This is a genomic window from Pseudolactococcus chungangensis CAU 28 = DSM 22330 (genome assembly GCF_002441885.1).
Lineage (GTDB): Bacteria > Bacillota > Bacilli > Lactobacillales > Streptococcaceae > Pseudolactococcus > Pseudolactococcus chungangensis.
Genome location: NZ_JXJT01000008.1, coordinates 1 through 18965 on the forward strand (window position 1 = coordinate 1; position 18965 = coordinate 18965).

Annotated in this window: 20 protein-coding genes and 1 pseudogene; 4 read left to right on the top strand and 17 right to left on the bottom strand. The window is 38.9% G+C overall.

Going from position 1 to position 18965, the window contains the following annotated elements:
- The first annotated feature begins 463 nt into the window (after positions 1-463).
- Positions 464-742, top strand: coding sequence for a hypothetical protein (locus RR45_RS04820; protein ID WP_072353609.1), 279 nt, complete (start codon positions 464-466; stop codon positions 740-742).
- Between the two features lie 116 nt (positions 743-858).
- Here the strand turns inward: RR45_RS04820 and RR45_RS11180 are convergent, their stop codons facing one another.
- From RR45_RS11180 to RR45_RS04860, 9 genes and pseudogenes are all read right to left on the bottom strand, one after another.
- Positions 859-1029: a hypothetical protein gene (locus RR45_RS11180; protein WP_167362591.1), complete on the bottom strand. Its 171-nt coding sequence runs from the start codon at positions 1027-1029 to the stop codon at positions 859-861.
- 74 nt (positions 1030-1103) lie between these two features.
- Positions 1104-2240 (bottom strand): annotated as a pseudogene (locus RR45_RS04825) (PBSX family phage terminase large subunit); the annotation flags it as partial.
- A complete protein-coding gene (locus tag RR45_RS04830) occupies positions 2233-2664 on the bottom strand; it encodes a terminase small subunit (RefSeq protein WP_031366768.1) in 432 nt (143 codons plus the stop codon). The gene RR45_RS04830 and the pseudogene RR45_RS04825, both read right to left, overlap by 8 nt.
- Before the next feature lie 58 nt (positions 2665-2722).
- Complete coding sequence (locus RR45_RS04835; RefSeq protein WP_031366767.1) at positions 2723-3151, bottom strand: universal stress protein; 429 nt, start codon at positions 3149-3151, stop codon at positions 2723-2725.
- Positions 3152-3474: 323 nt separating this feature from the next.
- Positions 3475-3846: a hypothetical protein gene (locus RR45_RS11185; RefSeq protein ID WP_208601312.1), complete on the bottom strand. Its 372-nt coding sequence runs from the start codon at positions 3844-3846 to the stop codon at positions 3475-3477.
- A 58-nt stretch (positions 3847-3904) separates the two neighbouring features.
- Positions 3905-4087: a hypothetical protein gene (locus RR45_RS04845; protein ID WP_031366765.1), complete on the bottom strand. Its 183-nt coding sequence runs from the start codon at positions 4085-4087 to the stop codon at positions 3905-3907.
- Between the two features lie 71 nt (positions 4088-4158).
- Entirely contained in the window at positions 4159-5166 is a 1008-nt protein-coding gene (locus RR45_RS04850; RefSeq protein WP_031366764.1) for a diacylglycerol kinase, read from the bottom strand.
- A complete protein-coding gene (ligA, locus tag RR45_RS04855) occupies positions 5163-7130 on the bottom strand; it encodes an NAD-dependent DNA ligase LigA (RefSeq protein WP_031366763.1) in 1968 nt (655 codons plus the stop codon). The genes RR45_RS04850 and ligA overlap by 4 nt, the downstream gene beginning before the upstream one ends.
- Positions 7087-8418 (bottom strand): MATE family efflux transporter, encoded by a 1332-nt coding sequence (locus RR45_RS04860; protein WP_031366762.1) that lies wholly within the window; start codon positions 8416-8418, stop codon positions 7087-7089. The genes ligA and RR45_RS04860 overlap by 44 nt, the downstream gene beginning before the upstream one ends.
- A 157-nt stretch (positions 8419-8575) precedes the next feature.
- Between RR45_RS04860 and RR45_RS04865 the strand changes: the two genes are divergently transcribed.
- Positions 8576-9475 (top strand): diacylglycerol/lipid kinase family protein, encoded by a 900-nt coding sequence (locus RR45_RS04865; protein ID WP_031366761.1) that lies wholly within the window; start codon positions 8576-8578, stop codon positions 9473-9475.
- Positions 9476-9495: 20 nt separating this feature from the next.
- On the opposite strand, the gene rbfA is transcribed toward RR45_RS04865, so the two are convergent.
- The 6 genes from rbfA to rimP form a co-directional block, all read right to left on the bottom strand.
- Complete coding sequence (gene rbfA, locus RR45_RS04870) at positions 9496-9846, bottom strand: 30S ribosome-binding factor RbfA (protein WP_003138355.1); 351 nt, start codon at positions 9844-9846, stop codon at positions 9496-9498.
- Positions 9847-9999: 153 nt separating this feature from the next.
- Complete coding sequence (gene infB / locus RR45_RS04875; RefSeq protein ID WP_031366760.1) at positions 10000-12687, bottom strand: translation initiation factor IF-2; 2688 nt, start codon at positions 12685-12687, stop codon at positions 10000-10002.
- Positions 12688-12826: 139 nt separating this feature from the next.
- Positions 12827-13144 (bottom strand): YlxQ-related RNA-binding protein, encoded by a 318-nt coding sequence (locus tag RR45_RS04880; RefSeq protein ID WP_031366759.1) that lies wholly within the window; start codon positions 13142-13144, stop codon positions 12827-12829.
- Between the two features lie 9 nt (positions 13145-13153).
- Positions 13154-13480: an RNase P modulator RnpM gene (rnpM, locus tag RR45_RS04885; protein WP_003138350.1), complete on the bottom strand. Its 327-nt coding sequence runs from the start codon at positions 13478-13480 to the stop codon at positions 13154-13156.
- A 123-nt stretch (positions 13481-13603) separates the two neighbouring features.
- Positions 13604-14701 (bottom strand): transcription termination factor NusA, encoded by a 1098-nt coding sequence (nusA, locus tag RR45_RS04890; RefSeq protein WP_072353608.1) that lies wholly within the window; start codon positions 14699-14701, stop codon positions 13604-13606.
- Positions 14702-14742: 41 nt separating this feature from the next.
- Positions 14743-15216, bottom strand: a complete 474-nt coding sequence (gene rimP, locus RR45_RS04895; RefSeq protein ID WP_031366757.1) for a ribosome maturation factor RimP — start codon at positions 15214-15216, stop codon at positions 14743-14745.
- Between the two features lie 223 nt (positions 15217-15439).
- Here rimP and RR45_RS04900 point away from each other — a divergent pair, with 223 nt between their 5' ends.
- Entirely contained in the window at positions 15440-16396 is a 957-nt protein-coding gene (locus RR45_RS04900; protein WP_084463466.1) for a sodium:calcium antiporter, read from the top strand.
- Positions 16397-16457: 61 nt separating this feature from the next.
- Here RR45_RS04900 and RR45_RS04905 read toward each other — a convergent pair whose 3' ends face one another.
- Positions 16458-16865: a cupin domain-containing protein gene (locus tag RR45_RS04905; RefSeq protein ID WP_031366755.1), complete on the bottom strand. Its 408-nt coding sequence runs from the start codon at positions 16863-16865 to the stop codon at positions 16458-16460.
- A 4-nt stretch (positions 16866-16869) separates the two neighbouring features.
- Positions 16870-18180 carry a ribosome biogenesis GTPase Der gene (gene der / locus RR45_RS04910; RefSeq protein ID WP_031366754.1) on the bottom strand — a complete coding sequence of 437 codons (1311 nt, stop codon included), beginning with the start codon at positions 18178-18180 and terminating at the stop codon, positions 16870-16872.
- Positions 18181-18490: 310 nt separating this feature from the next.
- Here der and RR45_RS04915 point away from each other — a divergent pair, with 310 nt between their 5' ends.
- On the top strand, positions 18491-18865 hold the full coding sequence (locus RR45_RS04915; protein WP_031366753.1) for a hypothetical protein: 375 nt from the start codon (positions 18491-18493) through the stop codon (positions 18863-18865).
- Positions 18866-18965 lie beyond the last annotated feature (100 nt).

Consider the following 18965-nt stretch of genomic DNA (forward strand, 5'->3'; position numbering starts at 1 on the left):
AATATATTAAGAGGTTTTGGTGAGGAATAAAACACTCAGCAATTATACTGGATGTTTAAATGTAATTTACCAAATCTCCTGCTCAATATGAAAAGCACGGGAGTGATTCAAACACTTTGGGTAAATTAATATGAACCCTGAAGTCTAGTTTTACGCACTTTCTATTATTAATTAAGTCATATAAAATCATCTTAAGTTTTTACTAACAGACTCTGAAACAGACCCTAACTTTTCGCCCACCAAAAGTTTGATACCTATACCCCTTCTGTGCCCCTCGTTTTTTGATGTATTATTGTTTTAAAATAGTGATCATGCATATGTTATTTCCTCTAATACTTCTTCTATAAACTTTATTTTACCTCGTTCTCGCATGTCATGTATAGTTCATCGTTTAAGTTTCGATTAAGGAACTTATTCTAAAATATATATAGAGAGAAAAAGAAAAAGAAAGTGAGGCACAATTATGAGTGAAGATACTAAAAATGTAGAACCACATGGTCCATCAAAAAATGTTATTGAACAAGATAAACAGAAATGGTACAAAAATATTAATACAAAGTTAGTCCTGTTTTCTGTCAGTTTTTTTGTAGTAGGTGTTTTTTCAACTTTTCTTATAAGTAATATGGTACACCACAACAACAGTTTTTATGGAACTAATATGAATAGAAACTTTGACAGATATGATATGGGCCGAAATTTTAATAATTTTGAAAACCGCAGGTTTGAAGGACCGTGTGATTAATAAATTATTCTTTTAAAAAGTTTTCATCATATTATGTAAGAAAAGCATCAAATATTCAAATGGTTCCTTTTACCCAAAAAACTCCCATGATCAATATGATCGTGGGAGTTTTACACTTAATCCGATTTTGTAGGGAACCACAATAAAATTAAAAATATAATTGAAAGTGTATTAATTATCCATTCCTGATTGGAAAACAAAAAAGCTGCAATAAATATGGATAGGGCCAATAAAGTTAAAACTATTTTATAAATTGTTGATTTTCTTAGACGTTTGTTTTCTGCCATTTTTACTTCCCTCCTGCAGAGTCCTTAAAATCATGATAATAAAAATTTCAAAATTTTGCCAGCATAAATCAAGTTATGTTTTCAAACTCCCAAGCAATCTTAGGTGTCCTGAGTGGATCTATACAAATGAAATCTAGATCATCAAGCCACTGTTCGCCATATTCTACCGAGTCAGGACCTTTTTTGACGCCTTTAATGTGAGGTACATCATGTTCATTCTTCAGCTCAGCAATTGATTTAGGTTCTGCAGAATCGGCAAATATGACATCACTCGCATAGCCTTTGGTATGCAACCATTTAGCATATTCTCGGTTACTAATCTTTTGACCGTAATGCTCGTCAATTGCATATATCCCATTCTTTTTCTTGTCATATTGCCATCTTACGTGTGCTAGTGGGTCAGTAGCATAACCAAAGTCGACTGCCTCACGAATGTTGTCAAAGTTATCAACCATCTCGTTTGTGATTGACCCAGGCACGACTTGTAAATTGTCAAATGGCACAACACCAGACCCAATTGCCTTTCCTAAGTACTCCCAATCATAACGCCGTTCACTCCTAGCCTTTGTCGCCTCAGCCTCTTCTATGAACTCTTTAGAAATAAATGGATTGTCGTGATAAGTTGAATGATGAACGAAAGTATTTGCTGGTTGAAATGATGATTCATATTTCTTATTAACCCATGATTGTTTGCGCTTTGGTGGGTTGTATGAGTAAAAAAACTTATAAAAAAGACCATCAGCTAATTCCCCACGTAATAGTGAGCTAGTGATAGTCGTTACTTCCTCTTCAGTTTTAAACTCTGCCAATTCCTCAATCCATCCGATCGTGAAAGGAAATTTGCTGTCTTTTAATGACTTGATTCGCTCAGGGTTCTGCGCCCCTCGGAATATCATGTAATTGCCACGTGGCTTGTATGTGATACGTAAAGGGGATTTATTAAATTTAAACAAGTGTGTCACACCTTGCTCTTCAATAGCCCACTTCATTTGCTCATAGATAGATTGCTCTAGTGTGTTATCAACATAGCGGATACCAACTGCGTTAACTGCATAGCGCATTAGCAACTGAGTGATGATAGGTGCAATATCAGATGACTTCCCTGATCCACGACCACCTTTTTCAACAATATTTAGGATACTTGAATTTAATGCTGCACGCCAAGTTGAGTGAAAGGCTTGAGGAAATAGCTCAGATATTTTTTTAGCCATCAGGATCACCTATATCGTCAACGAACACTGGTACCTCAGTTACAGTCATCTCAGTCTTGTCAGTGAACAACGCATAACGTTTGCCAAGGTCAACTGCAGCAGATTTTCTTGTTGCTACGTTCGGTTGTAGATTGATGACTTTTTGTTTACCATCACCGTCTAAGATTGCTACTGGTTCTGTAACCTCTCCTCGCATGACAGAAGTGAGAAATTGCATCACTTCATCAGCGTCTGCAATTCGTTCTTCTTCGAGTTGCTTCAAACGTTCATCAATATAGGCTTTAAGGTCAAGTTTTGTCAAGTTCTGCTGACCTATCTGTTTGGCAGTCTTTTCACTATACCCAGCAAAGATAGCAGCCTTAGTCGCATTCCCTGTTTCTATGAAATAATCACAGAATTTCTTTTGTTTTTCAGTCATTGTCATGTTGTTCACCTCCAATCTATACAAAAAAGCCCTGATTTTTATCAAGACTTTCAATTTTCTATTTTACAACCATAACATTACACGGTGCATGATTAACAACATATTTAGTGATTGAATGTGCATAAAGTTCATCTGTCTTACTAGTACCACTCGACCCTATCACAATAAGATCAATCTTATTTTCTTTCGCATATTGAACAATTTGTCTCTTTGCATTGTTGTCATAAAGATTTATTTCTTCATATTCGACTTGTTCATCTACTATTTCCGATACCCTTTTGGGAATATCTGTAGCTGGTCTTTCCTTCGAAGTAACCTCAAATACAGATCTATCAAAGGCATTATAGTATCTGCTGGTCTCTTTAACAGTCAAAACTTGAAGTTTTGCTTTATTTCTCTTCGTGATTTCAACTGCTTCAGAAACGGCATTATAAGCGTGTTCTGATCCATCTACTGCGACAAGGATGTTCTTGTATTCTTTTCTCATATTGGCACCCCCACTCTATAACTCTATTATAAAACTAAATAAGTCAAAAATAAACCAATAATATAAAAGCAACCAGTGCTCAAACCACTAATTGCTTTTCTTTTGAATTCCATGATACTCCTATAACACGTTTTTCTTGTCAGTTTTTGCTCAAAAGCTGACAAAATTCAAAATTTACCAAAAACCATCACTTATTTCGTCATATTTTTCTAGAATCGCCGTGCGTTTCCTAAAGTATTGACGTTCAGTTATGTTACACTTAGCAGCTATTTCTGAAACTGTATCATGTTTTTCGGATAGTCAACGATATGAAAATATTAAATTTAGTTCTTCATCATATCCATATCCTTTAATTCATCATCCAATATAATAGCCGTGCTAAACTCTCCATCATCAAACAGAATAGCCTTACCATCTAACAATGCTTGCAACACTTCGCGCTTCATCTTGACTACTCCACATCGCCAAAACTTTTTATGAAATGCTTCTATATCTTCGTCATTTTCAGCTATACCAAACTCATAATCCCTAAACTCGGTATTGATAAATCTATTAGTCACATATATATCATCTTCATATTTCCTAAGTTCTTCGACAGCAGATTCCCCAAACATTATAGAAAGTAATTTATCTGTGGTCTCTTGTCTATCGTTCGTTTCATTCGAAAACCGTTCTGCTATTTTGGTATCTGCCATATTATCCATATATCCCAAACCCTTACCACAAAAAAAACCACAGCTTATGCTATGACTATTATTTATTATTACCCTTTACAGTTTCTCGATATCTTTCTACAGAGCTATGTTCAATGACACGTTCAAGATGCTTCATGTAGTGATGATTAATCGCTTCTAATTTAATCATTTCATTCCGTTGATGCTTTGCAAGTTGTATCAAATCTTCTTTGCTAAAAGCGTCGCAATCTACTTCATTCACTTAACGTTTCCTCCAAAATTTATTTAACAAACTAACAGGAGAGGATTTGAACCCGCGCACGTGTTGCCACATCAGGATTCAAGTTCACGCGTCTTTTCAGCTTCTTCCGAAAACTTGCTAACGACTGCTTCAAGCTCTAAATCTTCTTCATCACCTGAGTAATTCTCATTACTAATTTCATCCAAATTCGCAAACATTTCAATGTGATTTTTAAAATTAGTTAGTGTAATTGGTGCATCGCCACCATATTCACCATCAAGATTAATCATCATTCGGTCACTCGACTGGGGTTCAATTTTGATTTGACTTGTTTTGATATACTCTATTTTTTTATCATCAATGTGTTTACCACCATTGAGCACTAAACCAATTAGCCGAATCATTTCAAATAAGTTAGCTGTTTTAACTAAAATGAGTGTAAATAAACCATCATCAAGTTGGGCATCAGGAGCGATTTGTTCGAAACCACCGACTGAATTAGTCAAGGCAGCAAAAAACATGGAAATTTCACCCTCAAATACACCTTCATCATGTGTAATTTTAAGAGGGACTGCCTTAACACGAGGTAACAACTCTGCACCTTTAGCTAGATAAGCTAAATAACCAAAAGCTGTTTTAAGCTGAGATGGGACACTATAAGTCAATTCAGTTAAAGAGCCCCCTGCAGCGATATTGATGAAATAGTTATCATCTCCCGCACAGCCAACGTCCATATTTAAGGTTTGCGCCTTACCGATAATTCTTGCTGCTGCAACTGGATTATTACGAGGAATTTTTAAGGCACGCGCAAAATCGTTAGTTGTTCCTGCCGGAATAATCGCTAATTTAGGCCGAATTCCCAATGGTGCAATTCCATTAACCACTTCATTAATTGTCCCATCTCCACCTGCTGCAATAATCAATTCAAATCCTGCCTCTGCCGCACGTCGTGCTTCATTTTTTGCAGAGTGTTTTTCAGCAGTCGTCGCAAAAGCAGACGTTTCATGACCAAAATTTTCTAGGACATCTAAAATTTCAGCGATATTTTTTTTCATCGTCTCTTGTCCAGAGGTTGGGTTGTAGATTAGTCTCGTTCTCATAATTTGATTAACTCCTCTTCCGTCCAGATCTCAATGCCGAGGTCCTGTGCCTTTGTCAACTTGCTACCCGCGTCGCTACCGGCAACAACAATATCTGTTTTCTTGGAGACACTGCCACTGACATTTGCGCCAAGATTCTCCAATTTTTCTTTGGCCTCAGTTCGTGTTAATTGCGATAATTTTCCCGTTAAGACAACTGTCTTACCTGATAAAGGTGCATCATCTCGCTTAACTGGTCCTAAGTAATCAAAATTAATGCCCACAGCTTTTAATTCCGCTAGAAGTTTTTTTGTACCATCTAGTGCAAAATATTTAGTTAAACTTTCAGCCAATACCGTGCCAATCGTTGGAATTGCTGATAATGTCTCGGCTGTTGCAGTCGAAATACTATCCAAATTAGACAAATTCTCAGCAATTATTTTTGCTGCTTTTGAACCAACATGACGGATACCTAGACCAAAAATCAATTTTTCAACTGAATTTTCTTTAGAAGATTGAATGGCTTGATACAGCTTCTTAGCTGATTTTTCTTTCACTTTATCTAGTTTTAGAAGGTCATCTATAGTAAGTTGATACAAATCAGCGACATCAGTAATGATTTTTTTGTCAAAAAGTTGCGTTACCACAGCATTTCCAAGACCCATGATATTCATAGCACCACGACTGGCAAAATGGATTAATTTCTCTCTAATTTGAGCAGGACATAGCGGATTAACACAGCGCAAAGCAACTTCATCTTCAAAATGAAGTAAATCCGACCCACATTCTGGGCAATGTTTTGGAATATTTAATGCAACAGAAACAGAAGTTCTTTTGTCCAAAAGAACGCGCTGAACAGCAGGGATGATGTCTCCAGCCTTGTAAATCACAACTTTATCGCCTAATCGGATATCCTTTTCTTTGATGTAATCAACATTGTGCAAGGTTGCTCTTGCAACAGTCGTCTGAGCTAATAACACTGGTGTCATATTAGCAGTCGGTGTGACAACACCTGTTCTACCAACAGTCCAATCAACACTTAAAATTTCAGTTTCTGCCAATTCAGCTGGAAATTTGTAGGCAATCGCCCATTTTGGAAATTTCACGGTGAAACCTAATGCATCTTGTTGGGCTAATTGATTCACTTTAATGACAACACCATCTATATCGTAGGCAAGTGAATCACGTTGAGTTGCAACCTTTTCGATAAACGCCCAAATTTCACTTATATTGGTCGCAAAAGCTCGCTGCTCATTAACAACAAGACCTAGTTTTTCTAGATACTCTAGGACTTCTTCTTGCGTGTCATTAGTCGCTGGACTTGCTTCTTGGTAGAGAAACGTTGCAAGGCCACGCCTAGCAACGACTTTCGTGTTGAGCTGTCGTAAGGTACCTGCGGCAGCATTACGCGGATTGGCAAATGACGGCAATCCTTCTTCTTCACGCTCTAAATTTAGCTTTTGAAAATTACGACGGGGTAAATAGGCTTCGCCTCGAACCACAATGTCAATAGGTTCGCTCAAGACTAGAGGGACATCTTTGATTCGTTTGACCTGCTCTGTAATATCCTCTCCGACGCTGCCATCACCACGTGTAGCCGCTGTCACCAGCACGCCATTAGCATAAACAAGAGACAAAGATAAACCGTCAATTTTAAGTTCACAAATATATTCAGGCTCTGTTATTTCTTTGCGCACGCGGGTATCAAAGGCTTCAAGTTCTTCTTTTGAAAATGCGTCTTGTAAACTGTAGAGCTGGTAGTCGTGGGTATACTTTTTAAAGCCTGATAACACGACGTCTCCGGTTCGATGCGTTGGTGAATCTGCTCGTACAAGGTTTGGATTTTCAGCTTCTAACGTGACAAGTTCGCGGTAGAGACGGTCATATTCTGCATCTTCAACGACTGGATTATCTAATGTATAGTAGGCATGTGCATATTGATTAAGTTGTTCGGTTAATGATTTGATTTTTGATTCGACATTCATACACTAATTTTAACACAATTAATCGGAAAATATTATCTAAAACCGTGGCAATCCATACGCCCCAAATTCCCATACCAAATGCTGTTCCTAAAATCCAAGCAAGGCTTATTCGAATTATCCACATACCAAACACCGTGGCATAAAAAGGTGTTTTGGCATCACCCATAGCTTGAAGGGCAGCTGTATATATAATGACACCAGCAACTATCGGTTCGCTAACAAATGAAATTAAAATAACAACATGTGCCGCTGAAACAGCTACCGCATCACTGGTGAAGAAATTCAAAATAAAACTTGAAAAAGTAAAAATCATGCCACCAACAATAGTGCTGATAATCGCTGTCATAAAAAAGGATTTTTGGGTTAGTGTCCGTATTTCTAACCTATCTTTTGCACCGTAGGCTCGCGCAATTAAAATACTTGCTCCTGTTGCAAAACCAAATGCAGGAAGATAATTATAAGCTGTTATTGTCTCACCAATGGCATTACCAGCAAAAACTTTACTGCCATAGGCAATAATGATAACAAAAATTACAATATCCCCAAGTCGCATCATGAGTCGCTCTCCCATAATTGGTAGTGCTCTTTTTACGATTTCAGTTTTGAAAAGCTGATATTTCAAGTTAATCACAGGGCCGTTCAAACGATGTGAAGTTTTTTGTAATTTATGAAAGAGTAAACACACACCAATTAATCTGGAAAGTGCTGTGCCAATCCCAGCCCCCAGAATACCAAGTCTTGGCAAACCAAATAAACCAAAAATAAGCACAACATCCAGACAAAAATTTAAGATATTCACGATTAAATTGATGGTTAAAGGCGTTCTCGGTTGACCTGCTGTCCGAATCAACTGACCTAACACAGTCATCAAAACGATGAGGACACTTGTGCCAGCTATGACGCGAAAAAAAACAATCCCTTGCTGTAAAATTTCACCGCTTGCCCCCATTGCCCGTAAAATCGGCTGAGCTAAAACTAAGGATAAAATTGATAAAATGACGCCAATAACCAAAGACAGTGCGATAGATTGCCTAACGTTTTCAGAAACTTCTTTCGTTGCTCTGGCGCCTGCAGCATTGGATACGACGGTTGCGACAGCAACGGCTAAGGCGATAAAAACCGCTTGATAGACAGCCATGACCCCATTGACAAGGCTGACCGCAGAGACGGCTACCAGTGATATTTTAGCGATTAAGACGCTATCTATAAATCCGACGCTAGTCTGTAAAACATTTTCAAACACAGCAGGTAGGGAATAATCAATTAAGCGACGCGTATTTTCTTTCATAGGGGACTTTCTAAATTAAAAACCGTTGGGTACGGTTTACTACGATTATTGATATGGACTGCTTCAGTCCTAATTATTAGACTATTCTAACTTTTATTATACCTAATTTCTAACCCTTTCTCAACACCTCCGCTATTTTTTTGGTAAAATAATAGGTATGGATTATTACATTTTAGCAAATCCCCATTCAGGCCATGGGCATGGACAGCAGGTAACTGATAAACTGACTGCTTATTTAACACAAGAAAAAATTACTTATTATCTATTTAATACGCATCAGCCGTTTGATGAACATCGGTTGATGATGACTATCTTAGCGCAAAAAAATACCGACGACCGCATCATCATTATCGGTGGTGATGGCACAATTTCCCTAGCTGTCAATGCCTTACCAGCAGAACAAGCCTTTTCTTATATCCCCGCTGGTTCTGGTAATGATTTTGCCAGAGGACTTGAGGTGTCGTTGCAAGATACGATTGCAACATTTGATCATATTCACAAGGCGACACCCCAAACGATTTATGTCTTGAAATATGAATCTGAAACATTATCAGGTATTGCGACAAATAATTTCGGGATAGGGCTTGATGCGGCGATTGTCGATGCCGCAAATCAAAGTCTAACCAAAGGTTTCTTAAACACTTTGAAACTAGGACAACTGGCCTATCTAACGACGGCTTTAAAAATTATTTTCGCCAAGAAACCGTTCCAAGTAACTGTCAATGGTGTGACATTTACTAAGACATTTCTTTTTACTTTAACCAAGCATCCTTTTTTTGGTGGTGGTGTACCACTAGCACCAAATGCTAGTCTCATGGATACTGATATTCATTTAGTTGAAGTTGATCGCATTCATCTTCTAGGTATTTTTGCTTTGATTCCTAAAGTGCTGAAAGCCAAACATTTAGCTAATCAACACGTTCACCATATGGTAAATAACTCCTTTACATTAGAGATTACAAGTGACCAGCCTGTGCAAATTGATGGTGAAATCCATCAACTTAAAGCGCATCAAACTTTACGGGTGACAACAGAAAAACGAACGATTATTAAATAATCGTTCGTTTTTTTAATGATTTAATCCTGATTCAAATTGCGTAATAATTCATCAATTTTGCCACCATAGGCAACAGATTCATCTTTAGCAAAAATCAAATCTGGGATTTTATAAAGTGTCATACGTTTAGCCAACTCACTTTTAATCGCGCCAGTTGCTTTTTTAAGACCAATTTTAGCTTTTTCATTATCTGATGCTAGATCAGACAAAAGGCTATAATAAACTGTCGCCTGACTCAAATCACCTGTGATTTGAACATCAGAAATGTTGACTTCTTGGACACGAGGGTCGCGAATTTTTAGACGTAAAATATCATTAATTTCACGCATCAATTCAACCGCAACACGGTCACTACGATGTGTATTAGACATATCTCTTTCCCTTCTGCATTTTCATTTCAAGACATCTTGAAACTTAACCTATGTTGGCATTTCATCCAACCGAGGTCATTCTATCAAAAAATGCTTGCTCCTGCAAGCATTTTTAATTACGCTTATAAATTTCAAGATAGCTCGACCGTTTGATTAACGTTTAATCTCAACCATTTCATAAACTTCAAAGGTGTCATCAATAGCAATATCGTTGTAGCCATCAATCATAAGACCACCTTCATTACCTTTTCTGACTTCTTTGACATCGTCTTTAAAATGTTTCAGAGATGACAAGTTACCGTCTGCGATGACAATACCATCACGAATGACACGGACACTTGCATCACGTTTAACTGAACCTGATAAGACCATAAATCCGGCAATCGTACCAACTTTTGAAACGGTAAAAGTATCACGTACGACTGCTTCACCAATGACTTTTTCTTCAAATTCAGGGTCAAGCATCCCTTTCATGGCAGTCTCAACTTCTTCAATCACTTTATAGATGATGCTGTGCAGACGAATTTCAACTTCATCAGTTTCAGCTTGTACGCGCGCAAGTGGTGTAGGGCGAACATTGAAACCAATAATGACAGCATTAGCTGCTTCAGCAAGTGAAACGTCTGACTCATTAATGGCACCAACAGCACTGTGAACGATATCAACTTTAACGCCTTCAACTTCAATTTTTTGGAGTGATGCTGCTAAAGCTTCTGCAGAACCTTGTACATCTGCTTTGATAATCACGTTAACAGACTTGATTTGACCTTCTTTAAGGGTATCAAAGAGGTTTTCAAGGCTAACACGGTGCGTGTTGTTACGTTGGTTCAAGAGAGCACGTTTGGCACGTTCTTCACCAACTGAGCGAGCTGTTTTTTCGTCTTCAAAGACGGCAAAATGGTCACCCGCTTGTGGCACATCGTTCAAACCAGTGATTTCAACTGGACTTGAAGGACCTGCAGTTTTTTCACGACGACCCAAGTCATTAACCATAGCACGGACACGTCCGAAAGTATTACCAACCACGATAGGGTCTTGCTGATGCAAAGTACCTTGTTGGACAAGCAGAGTTGCAATAGCACCTTTCCCTTTATCAAGACGCGCCTCAACAACTGTACCAATTGCTTTAACCGTTGGGTCCGCTTTGAGTTCTTGGATTTCTGCAACCAAGAGAACAGTTTCTAGCAAGTCATCGATATTTGTGTTAAATTTGGCTGAAATCTCAACGAATTCAGATTCGCCACCCCAGGCTTGACTCATGACACCATATTCAGAAAGCTCTTGAATCACGCGTTGTGGGTTAGCACCTGGTTTATCAATTTTGTTAATCGCTACGATGATTGGCACACCGGCTGCTTTAGAGTGGTTAATCGCTTCAACTGTTTGTGGCATCACACCATCATCAGCCGCCACAACAAGAATCGTGATATCTGTGACAGACGCACCACGCGCACGCATGCTTGTGAAGGCCTCATGTCCTGGTGTATCCAAAAACGTGATTTTTTTACCACTTTCTTCGATTTGATAGGCACCAATATGCTGTGTGATACCACCCGCTTCACCACTTGTCACGCGCGAATTACGAAGTGTGTCAAGCAAGGTTGTTTTACCATGGTCAACGTGACCCATGATTGTCACAACTGGTGGACGCTCAACAAGTTTATCTTCATTGAGGTAACCATCTTCGATGAAGAGACGTTCGATATCTGTCTTATCTTCTTCGACTTTTTTCTCAGGTGTCACACCATAGTCCAAAAGCAAAAGTTCAATCGTATCACTATCCAAAGATTGGTTTTGTGTCGTCATGATCCCCATCATGAACAGTTTTTTTACAAGCTCAGCTGGCTCACGTTTCAAACGTTTTGCCAAATCTGCAATTGTCATACCCTCAGTATAAACAAGACTCTCAGGGAGCTCATGGAATTTACGTTGTACCACTGGTTGTGGTGCAACTTGTTGACCTCCACGTTTGCCTTTTTTCTTCTTGTTACTATTCCAGTTAGAATTACGCGCATTCCGAACTTGATTACGGTTATCATTCACGCGCAATGGTCCACCTTGACGATTCCCACCACCTTGGTTACTTTGGCCTTGACCTTGGGCGTTATTGCCATTATTGCGATTTTTCTTATTTTTATTGCGGTTAGCATTTGCATTACCTTGACTTGCTGGCGCAACATCAGCAGCACGTTGGATAACTTTGATGCCACCATTTTTAGGCTTAATATCTTCTGCACGCTTAATGACTTTAATCCCACCATTGGCTGGACGTTCAGGTTTCTTAGGTGTTTCCGCTTTTGTTTTCGTTTCTACTTTGCTATCTACTTTCTTTTCTGATTTGCTGTCAGCTTTATTTTCAGCTTGTTTGTCTGCAACAGGTTGTGATGACTTGTTGGCTACGTTGTCCTGTTTTGCAGGTGCAGCTTGTTTAGTCTCAGCTTTTGACGTTTGTATTGGTGCAACTGTTTTGCCACCTACTGAGATAACACGGCCACTTGACACTTCTTCATCTGACAAGACTTTTTTGCCACCAACAACAATCGGACGGTTGCCTGTTTCTGTTTCAGATACCACTTTTTTACCACCAGCCACAATCACACGATTCTGAGACTTTGGTTCTTCTGTTACTTTTGGCGTAGCTTTGGCAGTTTTTTCTTGCTTGCTATCATTACCAGTACCCGTAGCTTTGAAAGAGCTCAATAATTGTTTCGCTTGTTCAGCATCAATGCTTGAGCTATGCGATTTAACGGGTAAACCGATTTTTTGTGCGTGGTCGACAAGTTCTTTATTGGTCAAGCCGCTCTCTTTAGCAATTTGGTTAATTCGTTTTTTTTCAGACATGTTGATGTCCTCCTTCTTAATCAGGTTCACAATGAGCAAGCCCTAGTGAAAAAGATAAATCCCAGAACCCGCGCAAGCGCCGAACTTTGTGATTTCTATTTTCATATGGCGCTAAACGCTCATTATCACCTTTTTATTCTTATTTCATAAGACTCTCCATTTTCTTGGCAAATCCTTTATCTTGAACAGCGATGACTTTCCGGTCGCTACCAATAGCGTGAGAAAGTTCGGCCGCAGAAAAGATGTCTAGCATGGGAATTTCATAATAGGTTGTTTTATCAGTGATACGTTTGACAAGATTAGGTGCGCCATCATGGGCAACAAATACTAATCTTGCACGGTCTGACTGGATAGATTTAATGACAAGTTCTTCACCTGTCGCAATCTTACCAGCTTTCTTGGCCATTCCTAGGGAATTTGCCAATTTTGTTTTATTGAAATCTGTTATTTCAGTCATATTTTAGCCTTAAATTTCTGGTGCCTCGTCTATTGAGTAGGTCACCGTTGCTAATTTTTTACGTTCGACCTGATGATCAACGTAAACGATTAACTCGTCATAAAAACGATCCGCAATTTCCGTCTGAAACACACGATCGAATATCCGTTTTTGCTTGGCTTGTTTTGCTTCATCGTTTTTAATGGCGATATAAGCACCGCGCCCAGCTGCTTTCCCTGTTGGGTCGATACTGATTTCGCCAGCTTTATTATAGACGATTCGTAGCAATTCTTTTTTTGGAAATTGCTCGTTTGAGACAACGGATTTTCGTAAAGGAATTTTTTTGGTTTTCACCATCGTTAATCACTCCTTTCTAAGATTTCACTTCGGAAATCTTGAAACTTGACCTGCACTTACGCTACGGCCAAACGGGGCCATTCGCGAACTCTATCCGCTCAAAGGCTCTCATGGTTCAAAATTTTAGTCAAGCACTTCGTCAGCAAAATCTGCTTCAACTTCTTCAGAAACAACTTCTGCAGCTTCTTGATCAAACTTTGTTTGAGACTTAATGTCGATTTTATTATTGGTAACGTGAGCCGCCAAACGGACGTTTTGTCCACGTTTACCAATAGCCAACGATAATTGATCATCTGGTACGACAACAACAGTTTCACCTGTTTCTTCGTTGATAATGACATCTGTAACTTGTGCCGGTTTCAAGGCATTTTTAATCAATGTCGCACGGTCATCATGCCATTCAATGATATCCATGTTTTCACCATGCAATTCATCAACCAGCGTCCGAATGCGTGAACCACGTGGACCTACGATTGTGCCGATAGCATCTACATTGGCATCATTAGATTTAACGATGACTTTCGCACGATCGCCTGCTTCACGGGCAATGCTGACAATTTCAACAGTACCATCGTAAACTTCAGGAATTTCTTTTTCAAACATGCGTTTAAGCAAATCAGGATGTGTCCGGCTGACATAAACAATAGGGCCTTTTTTCGACTGTTCAACAGCAGAAACGTAAACTTTTATTTTATCACCAATCTGGTAACGTTCACCAGGGATTTGATCACGTTTACCAAGCATACTATCAACTTTACCAAGATTGATAAAGATAGCACGATCGTCAACACGCTCAACGGTTCCCTGAATGATTTCATTTTCGTAACGTTTAAATTCATTATAGATGATGGTGTGTGACTCTTCACGCATTTTATTCATAATGACTTGTTTGGCTGCATTAGCCGCTGTCCGGGCAAAATCTTTCGGTTTTTCTTCAAAACGGATTTTATCACCAATTTGGTAATGTGAATTGAGCGCGAGGGCATCCTCAAGGCTCATTTCTAGACGACTATCAAAAACTTCATCTACAACTTCACGTGTTGAGTAGACGATAAAGTCACCCTTCGCATCATTGTACTCAATCGTCACATTTTGTGATTGATTGTATTGTTTTTTGTAAGCTGCTGTTAAAGCTTCCGCAATGGCACCAATAACAACTTCAGGCGAGATGCCTTTTTCTTCCTCCAAAAGGGTGAATGCAGCTTGCATTTCCTTGCTCATGTGTCTCCAACTTTCTTTTTTATTTTAAATGCTTCTATTGTTTATAATTTTACTTGCGTCCGAGCTTTAGCAATATTTGATAGCTCAAGCTCAACAGTTTTCTGACGTGTTTTGTCAAGATAATTCAAGGTGATAAGATTGCTGTCAAAAGCAACTAAATCACCAACAAATTCTTTTTCTCCTGCTACTTTTTGATAGAGTTTGACAAAAACGTAAGCACCAATATGCTTTTCAAAATCAGCTGATTTTTTAAGCGGACGCTCAGCACCTGGACTAGCTACCTCAAGCATATACTCCGATGGAAAAGGATCCGGTGAAATTTTGTCCAATTCTGGACTGATGATTTCTGATAAGTCAGCTGTGTCTTGCAATGTAATCCCTTCTGGTTTATCAACAAGTACTGATAAAACATAATCTGCACCCATTTTTGACCATTCGACATCCACCAACTCAAAGGGCTCAGGTAAGAGACCTTCAAGATGTGCCAACACAACTTCTGTGATATTTGTAGACATAATGTTTCCTTTCTACACTAATGTTCTCAAGAACATTTATTTAAATTCAAACAACAGGAGCGCCCATTGTGAGCGCTCCTTTCTTTGTTCTTTAGAGTTATTATACCATAATTTTAACAGAATGCAAACTTTCACCTTTATTTTAAATTTTCTACTTTATCTCTCCGATTAGTTAGAAATTAAGAATTTTGAGTTTGTTTACATAAAATGATATCATAAAGATATGACTATAAAAATATTACTTGTCTTAGTAGGATTTGCACTGATTATCTTTGGTGCAGATGTCCTTGTCGATGGCACAAGCAATATCGCCAAAAAATATCGCATTCCTGACGTCGTTATTGGTTTGACGATTGTCTCACTTGGTACATCGTTTCCTGAAATGATGATTACCATTACTTCTGCTAAAAACGAATACCATGATTTAATTTTTGGTAATGCCCTTGGCTCAAATATTGTCAATCTTAGCTTAATTCTAGGAATTATTGCCTTAATCAAACCCGTCTATTTAGATCGGGAAACCAAGAATATCCACCTACCACTTGCTATCATGGCAACTTCACTCCTTGCCTTTATGGGTAATGGTCTGATTGGAGAGCACTTCATGATTTCAAGATTAGAAGGCTGGTTCTTGATTGCCATGAGTATTGCTTACTTCATCGTACCTGCGTATAAATCTTTGCACAGCATTCAGTTAACCAAACACAAAATACGTCCTAATACAGAAAACATCTCTATTCCTAAGTCCATATTATTTATTGCCTTAGGCTTTGTCGCCCTCAAATTCGGCGCAGATTTTGCCGTTGATAATGCTAAAATCATTGGCGAAACTATCGGAGTCCCTGATAGCATTATTGGCTTGACTATTGTTGGCATGGGAACAGCACTTCCTGAATTAATCACATCCATTACAGCAACACTAAAAGGAACAGAAGGCTTAGCAATCGGTAACCTCATTGGTTCTTGCATCCTGAATCTCTTCTTGATTATCGGACTAGGTGCTGTGATTAACCCACTCACCTACCTTCCGATTTTCAACTTGGAACTCACATTCCTATTCGGTCTCACATTCCTCATTTGGACTTTCTCCTATATTGGAAAGCGCAACACCCTATCTCGACTTGAAGGCAGCATCTTAATTCTCGCCTTTTTCGGGTACATGGTCGTGCTATTGGGCTAAGACTGTAAATAAAAAACTTCTGATGATTAAAACTCAGAAGTTTTTTTCTTGTCCTAAAGACTTATTTTATCTCATTTTCACAATCAACTTTATCCTGTTTCATCAGTTCAGACTGTTCTTGACTCGTTGGGACGAAACGAAAGACGATAAATTGGGCTGGTTCACTTGATTGATTTAATAGCCGATGAATACTTCGCTTAACGCGTAAGACATCATTTTCTTGTACTATTTGACTTGAAACATGACCATTTTCCATGTACTCGACCGTGATTTCACCAGAAGTCACAATTACATTTTCATCAAGTTGCACGTGTTTGTGCCAATCTTGAACAACACCGGCAGGTAAAATATTCACATGAATTTCAAACTCAGGATACAAATAATAAGCTACCTGAGTGCCACTTGATTTTGTTACCGAAATAGCTGATGTTTGTCTTGTAATTTCAATGGCATCATTGTCTAAAGTCATAAGCCTATTTCCGTTTACGAGCAATTAAATGAATGGGTGTCCCCTCAAAGACAAAGGCTTTACGAATTTGATTTTCTAGCATCCGTGCATATGAAAAGTGCATAAGTTCTTCTTCATTCACAAAAACAACGAATGTCGGTGGTTTGATGGCTACTTGTGTGGCATAGAAGATTTTGAGACGACGGCCTTTATCGGTTGGTGTTGGATTAATGGCAATCGCATCCATGATGACGTCATTGAGCACAGCAGATGGAATCCGCATATTTTGGGCTTGGCTGACTGATTTAATCAAATCAGGTAATTTATTGAGACGTTGTTTGGTCTCAGCAGACACGAAAATAATCGGTGCATAGCTCAAATATTGGAACTCGTCTCTAATTTTTTCTTCCCATTTTTGAAGCGTTTTGTTGTCTTTTTCAATGGCATCCCATTTATTGACAACGATGATAATCCCACGGCCTGCTTCATGTGCAAAGCCTGCAATCCTTTTATCGTATTCTCGGATACCCTCTTCGGCGTTCAGTACCATGAGGACGACGTCCGAACGGTCAATGGCACGCATGGCACGCATGACTGAATATTTCTCAGTTGATTCGTAGACTTTACCACGTTTGCGCATGCCTGCGGTGTCAATCATAGTAAATTCTTGACCTTCAGCATCGGTGAAGTTGGTATCGATAGCATCGCGTGTTGTGCCAGCAATTGGGCTTGCGATAACGCGGTCTTCTCCTAAAATGGCATTAATCAAGCTTGATTTTCCGACGTTTGGTCGGCCAATCAGTGAGAATTTGATGATGTCTGGGTTTTCTTCTTCAGTTTCGACTGGTAGGTTGTCGATGATGGCATCTAGCACGTCGCCTGTCCCAATCCCGTGAACTGCTGATACTGGGTAAGGTTCGCCCAATCCAAGGCTGTAGAAATCAAAGATCTCCATACGACGCTCGGGGTTGTCAATTTTGTTGACGACGAGGATGACAGGAGTATCTGTTTTGTAAAGAATTTGTGCGACATATTCGTCTGCATCTGTCACGCCGTTTTCACCGTCTACGACAAAAACAATAACATCAGCTTCGTCCATGGCAATCTCAGCTTGTGCCTTGATTTGTGCCATGAAGGGTGTGTCAGCCATTTCGATACCACCTGTATCAATCATGGCGAATTTTTTATTAAGCCATTCACTGGTTGTGTAAATCCGGTCACGCGTTACGCCGGGTGTATCTTCGACGATGGAAATCCGTTCGCCTGCGATTCTATTAAAAATTGTCGATTTGCCGACGTTTGGTCTGCCGACAATTGCTACTGTTGGTAATGCCATTGTTTTCTTTTCTCCTTTATGTTGCCGTGCCTGTCCACTTGCTAAGCACTCAAGTCTAAGTATAACACAATATGTTTCGTCCTGCTCATCTTTTTTCCGTTACCTCAAGACAATAACAGATTAAGTTCATATAATGTGTTTACGATTAGTGTATAATTGCAATGTTTTGATTAGTATGATAATATTAATATAAATGTTAGTTAATTTGTTTTTTCTATTTTTATTATTTTAAATATCTAAGTAAGAAGCGATTATAAAGACACATGAGCAAATCTTGAACCTCACTAAAAGCTAAGTTAGGAGATTTTTTATGAAATCTAAAACGCTCGCACTCACAAACGGCATCTTCGGACTTATCGGTGGTATTGCCCTTGTTTTCGCCCCCTTATTCATTCTTGGTGGGATAACTAATGATGCACTTAATGATGACGGCAGTGCCACTTCAACAGTCGTTCTATCAATTATATTCATTTTAGTTAAAATTGCAATTCTTGTTCTTGGTATTGTTGGTCTTATTACTTATAAAGGAACTGGTCTGGTTAAAACGGCAGCACACGTTCTTTTAATCGTCGGTGGTGCAGTCGCTTTAATTCCACTTCTAGGCATAGCCGGTGGTATCGTATCTATCGTTGGTGGGGCGCTCTACCTTGCAAGTTTGAAAAACTTCAAAACTGATGCACAATAAATAATAGAGCGTTGGGACAAAATTCCCTCCAAAAATAGGCTATGACTGATTTCTAGTGTTAATAGAAATCAGTCATAGCCTATTTTGTATCATTTTCTCA

Bases quoted from the DNA above. Each gene is read 5' to 3' on its own strand.
- RR45_RS04880 (WP_031366759.1), bottom strand. From the start codon at position 13,144: ATGACTGAAATAACAGATTTCAATAAAACAAAATTGGCAAATTCCCTA.
- der (WP_031366754.1), bottom strand. From the start codon at position 18,180: ATGGCATTACCAACAGTAGCAATTGTCGGCAGACCAAACGTCGGCAAA.
- RR45_RS11180 (WP_167362591.1), bottom strand. From the start codon at position 1,029: ATGGCAGAAAACAAACGTCTAAGAAAATCAACAATTTATAAAATAGTT.
- nusA (WP_072353608.1), bottom strand. From the start codon at position 14,701: ATGAGCAAGGAAATGCAAGCTGCATTCACCCTTTTGGAGGAAGAAAAA.
- ligA (WP_031366763.1), bottom strand. From the start codon at position 7,130: ATGAATGTCGAATCAAAAATCAAATCATTAACCGAACAACTTAATCAA.
- RR45_RS11185 (WP_208601312.1), bottom strand. From the start codon at position 3,846: ATGGCAGATACCAAAATAGCAGAACGGTTTTCGAATGAAACGAACGAT.
- RR45_RS04865 (WP_031366761.1), top strand. From the start codon at position 8,576: ATGGATTATTACATTTTAGCAAATCCCCATTCAGGCCATGGGCATGGA.
- RR45_RS04905 (WP_031366755.1), bottom strand. From the start codon at position 16,865: ATGACTTTAGACAATGATGCCATTGAAATTACAAGACAAACATCAGCT.
- rnpM (WP_003138350.1), bottom strand. From the start codon at position 13,480: ATGGTGAAAACCAAAAAAATTCCTTTACGAAAATCCGTTGTCTCAAAC.
- RR45_RS04835 (WP_031366767.1), bottom strand. From the start codon at position 3,151: ATGAGAAAAGAATACAAGAACATCCTTGTCGCAGTAGATGGATCAGAA.
- RR45_RS04830 (WP_031366768.1), bottom strand. From the start codon at position 2,664: ATGACAATGACTGAAAAACAAAAGAAATTCTGTGATTATTTCATAGAA.
- infB (WP_031366760.1), bottom strand. From the start codon at position 12,687: ATGTCTGAAAAAAAACGAATTAACCAAATTGCTAAAGAGAGCGGCTTG.
- rbfA (WP_003138355.1), bottom strand. From the start codon at position 9,846: ATGTCTAATACACATCGTAGTGACCGTGTTGCGGTTGAATTGATGCGT.
- RR45_RS04900 (WP_084463466.1), top strand. From the start codon at position 15,440: ATGACTATAAAAATATTACTTGTCTTAGTAGGATTTGCACTGATTATC.
- RR45_RS04820 (WP_072353609.1), top strand. From the start codon at position 464: ATGAGTGAAGATACTAAAAATGTAGAACCACATGGTCCATCAAAAAAT.
- RR45_RS04860 (WP_031366762.1), bottom strand. From the start codon at position 8,418: ATGAAAGAAAATACGCGTCGCTTAATTGATTATTCCCTACCTGCTGTG.
- rimP (WP_031366757.1), bottom strand. From the start codon at position 15,216: ATGTCTACAAATATCACAGAAGTTGTGTTGGCACATCTTGAAGGTCTC.
- RR45_RS04915 (WP_031366753.1), top strand. From the start codon at position 18,491: ATGAAATCTAAAACGCTCGCACTCACAAACGGCATCTTCGGACTTATC.
- RR45_RS04850 (WP_031366764.1), bottom strand. From the start codon at position 5,166: ATGAGAACGAGACTAATCTACAACCCAACCTCTGGACAAGAGACGATG.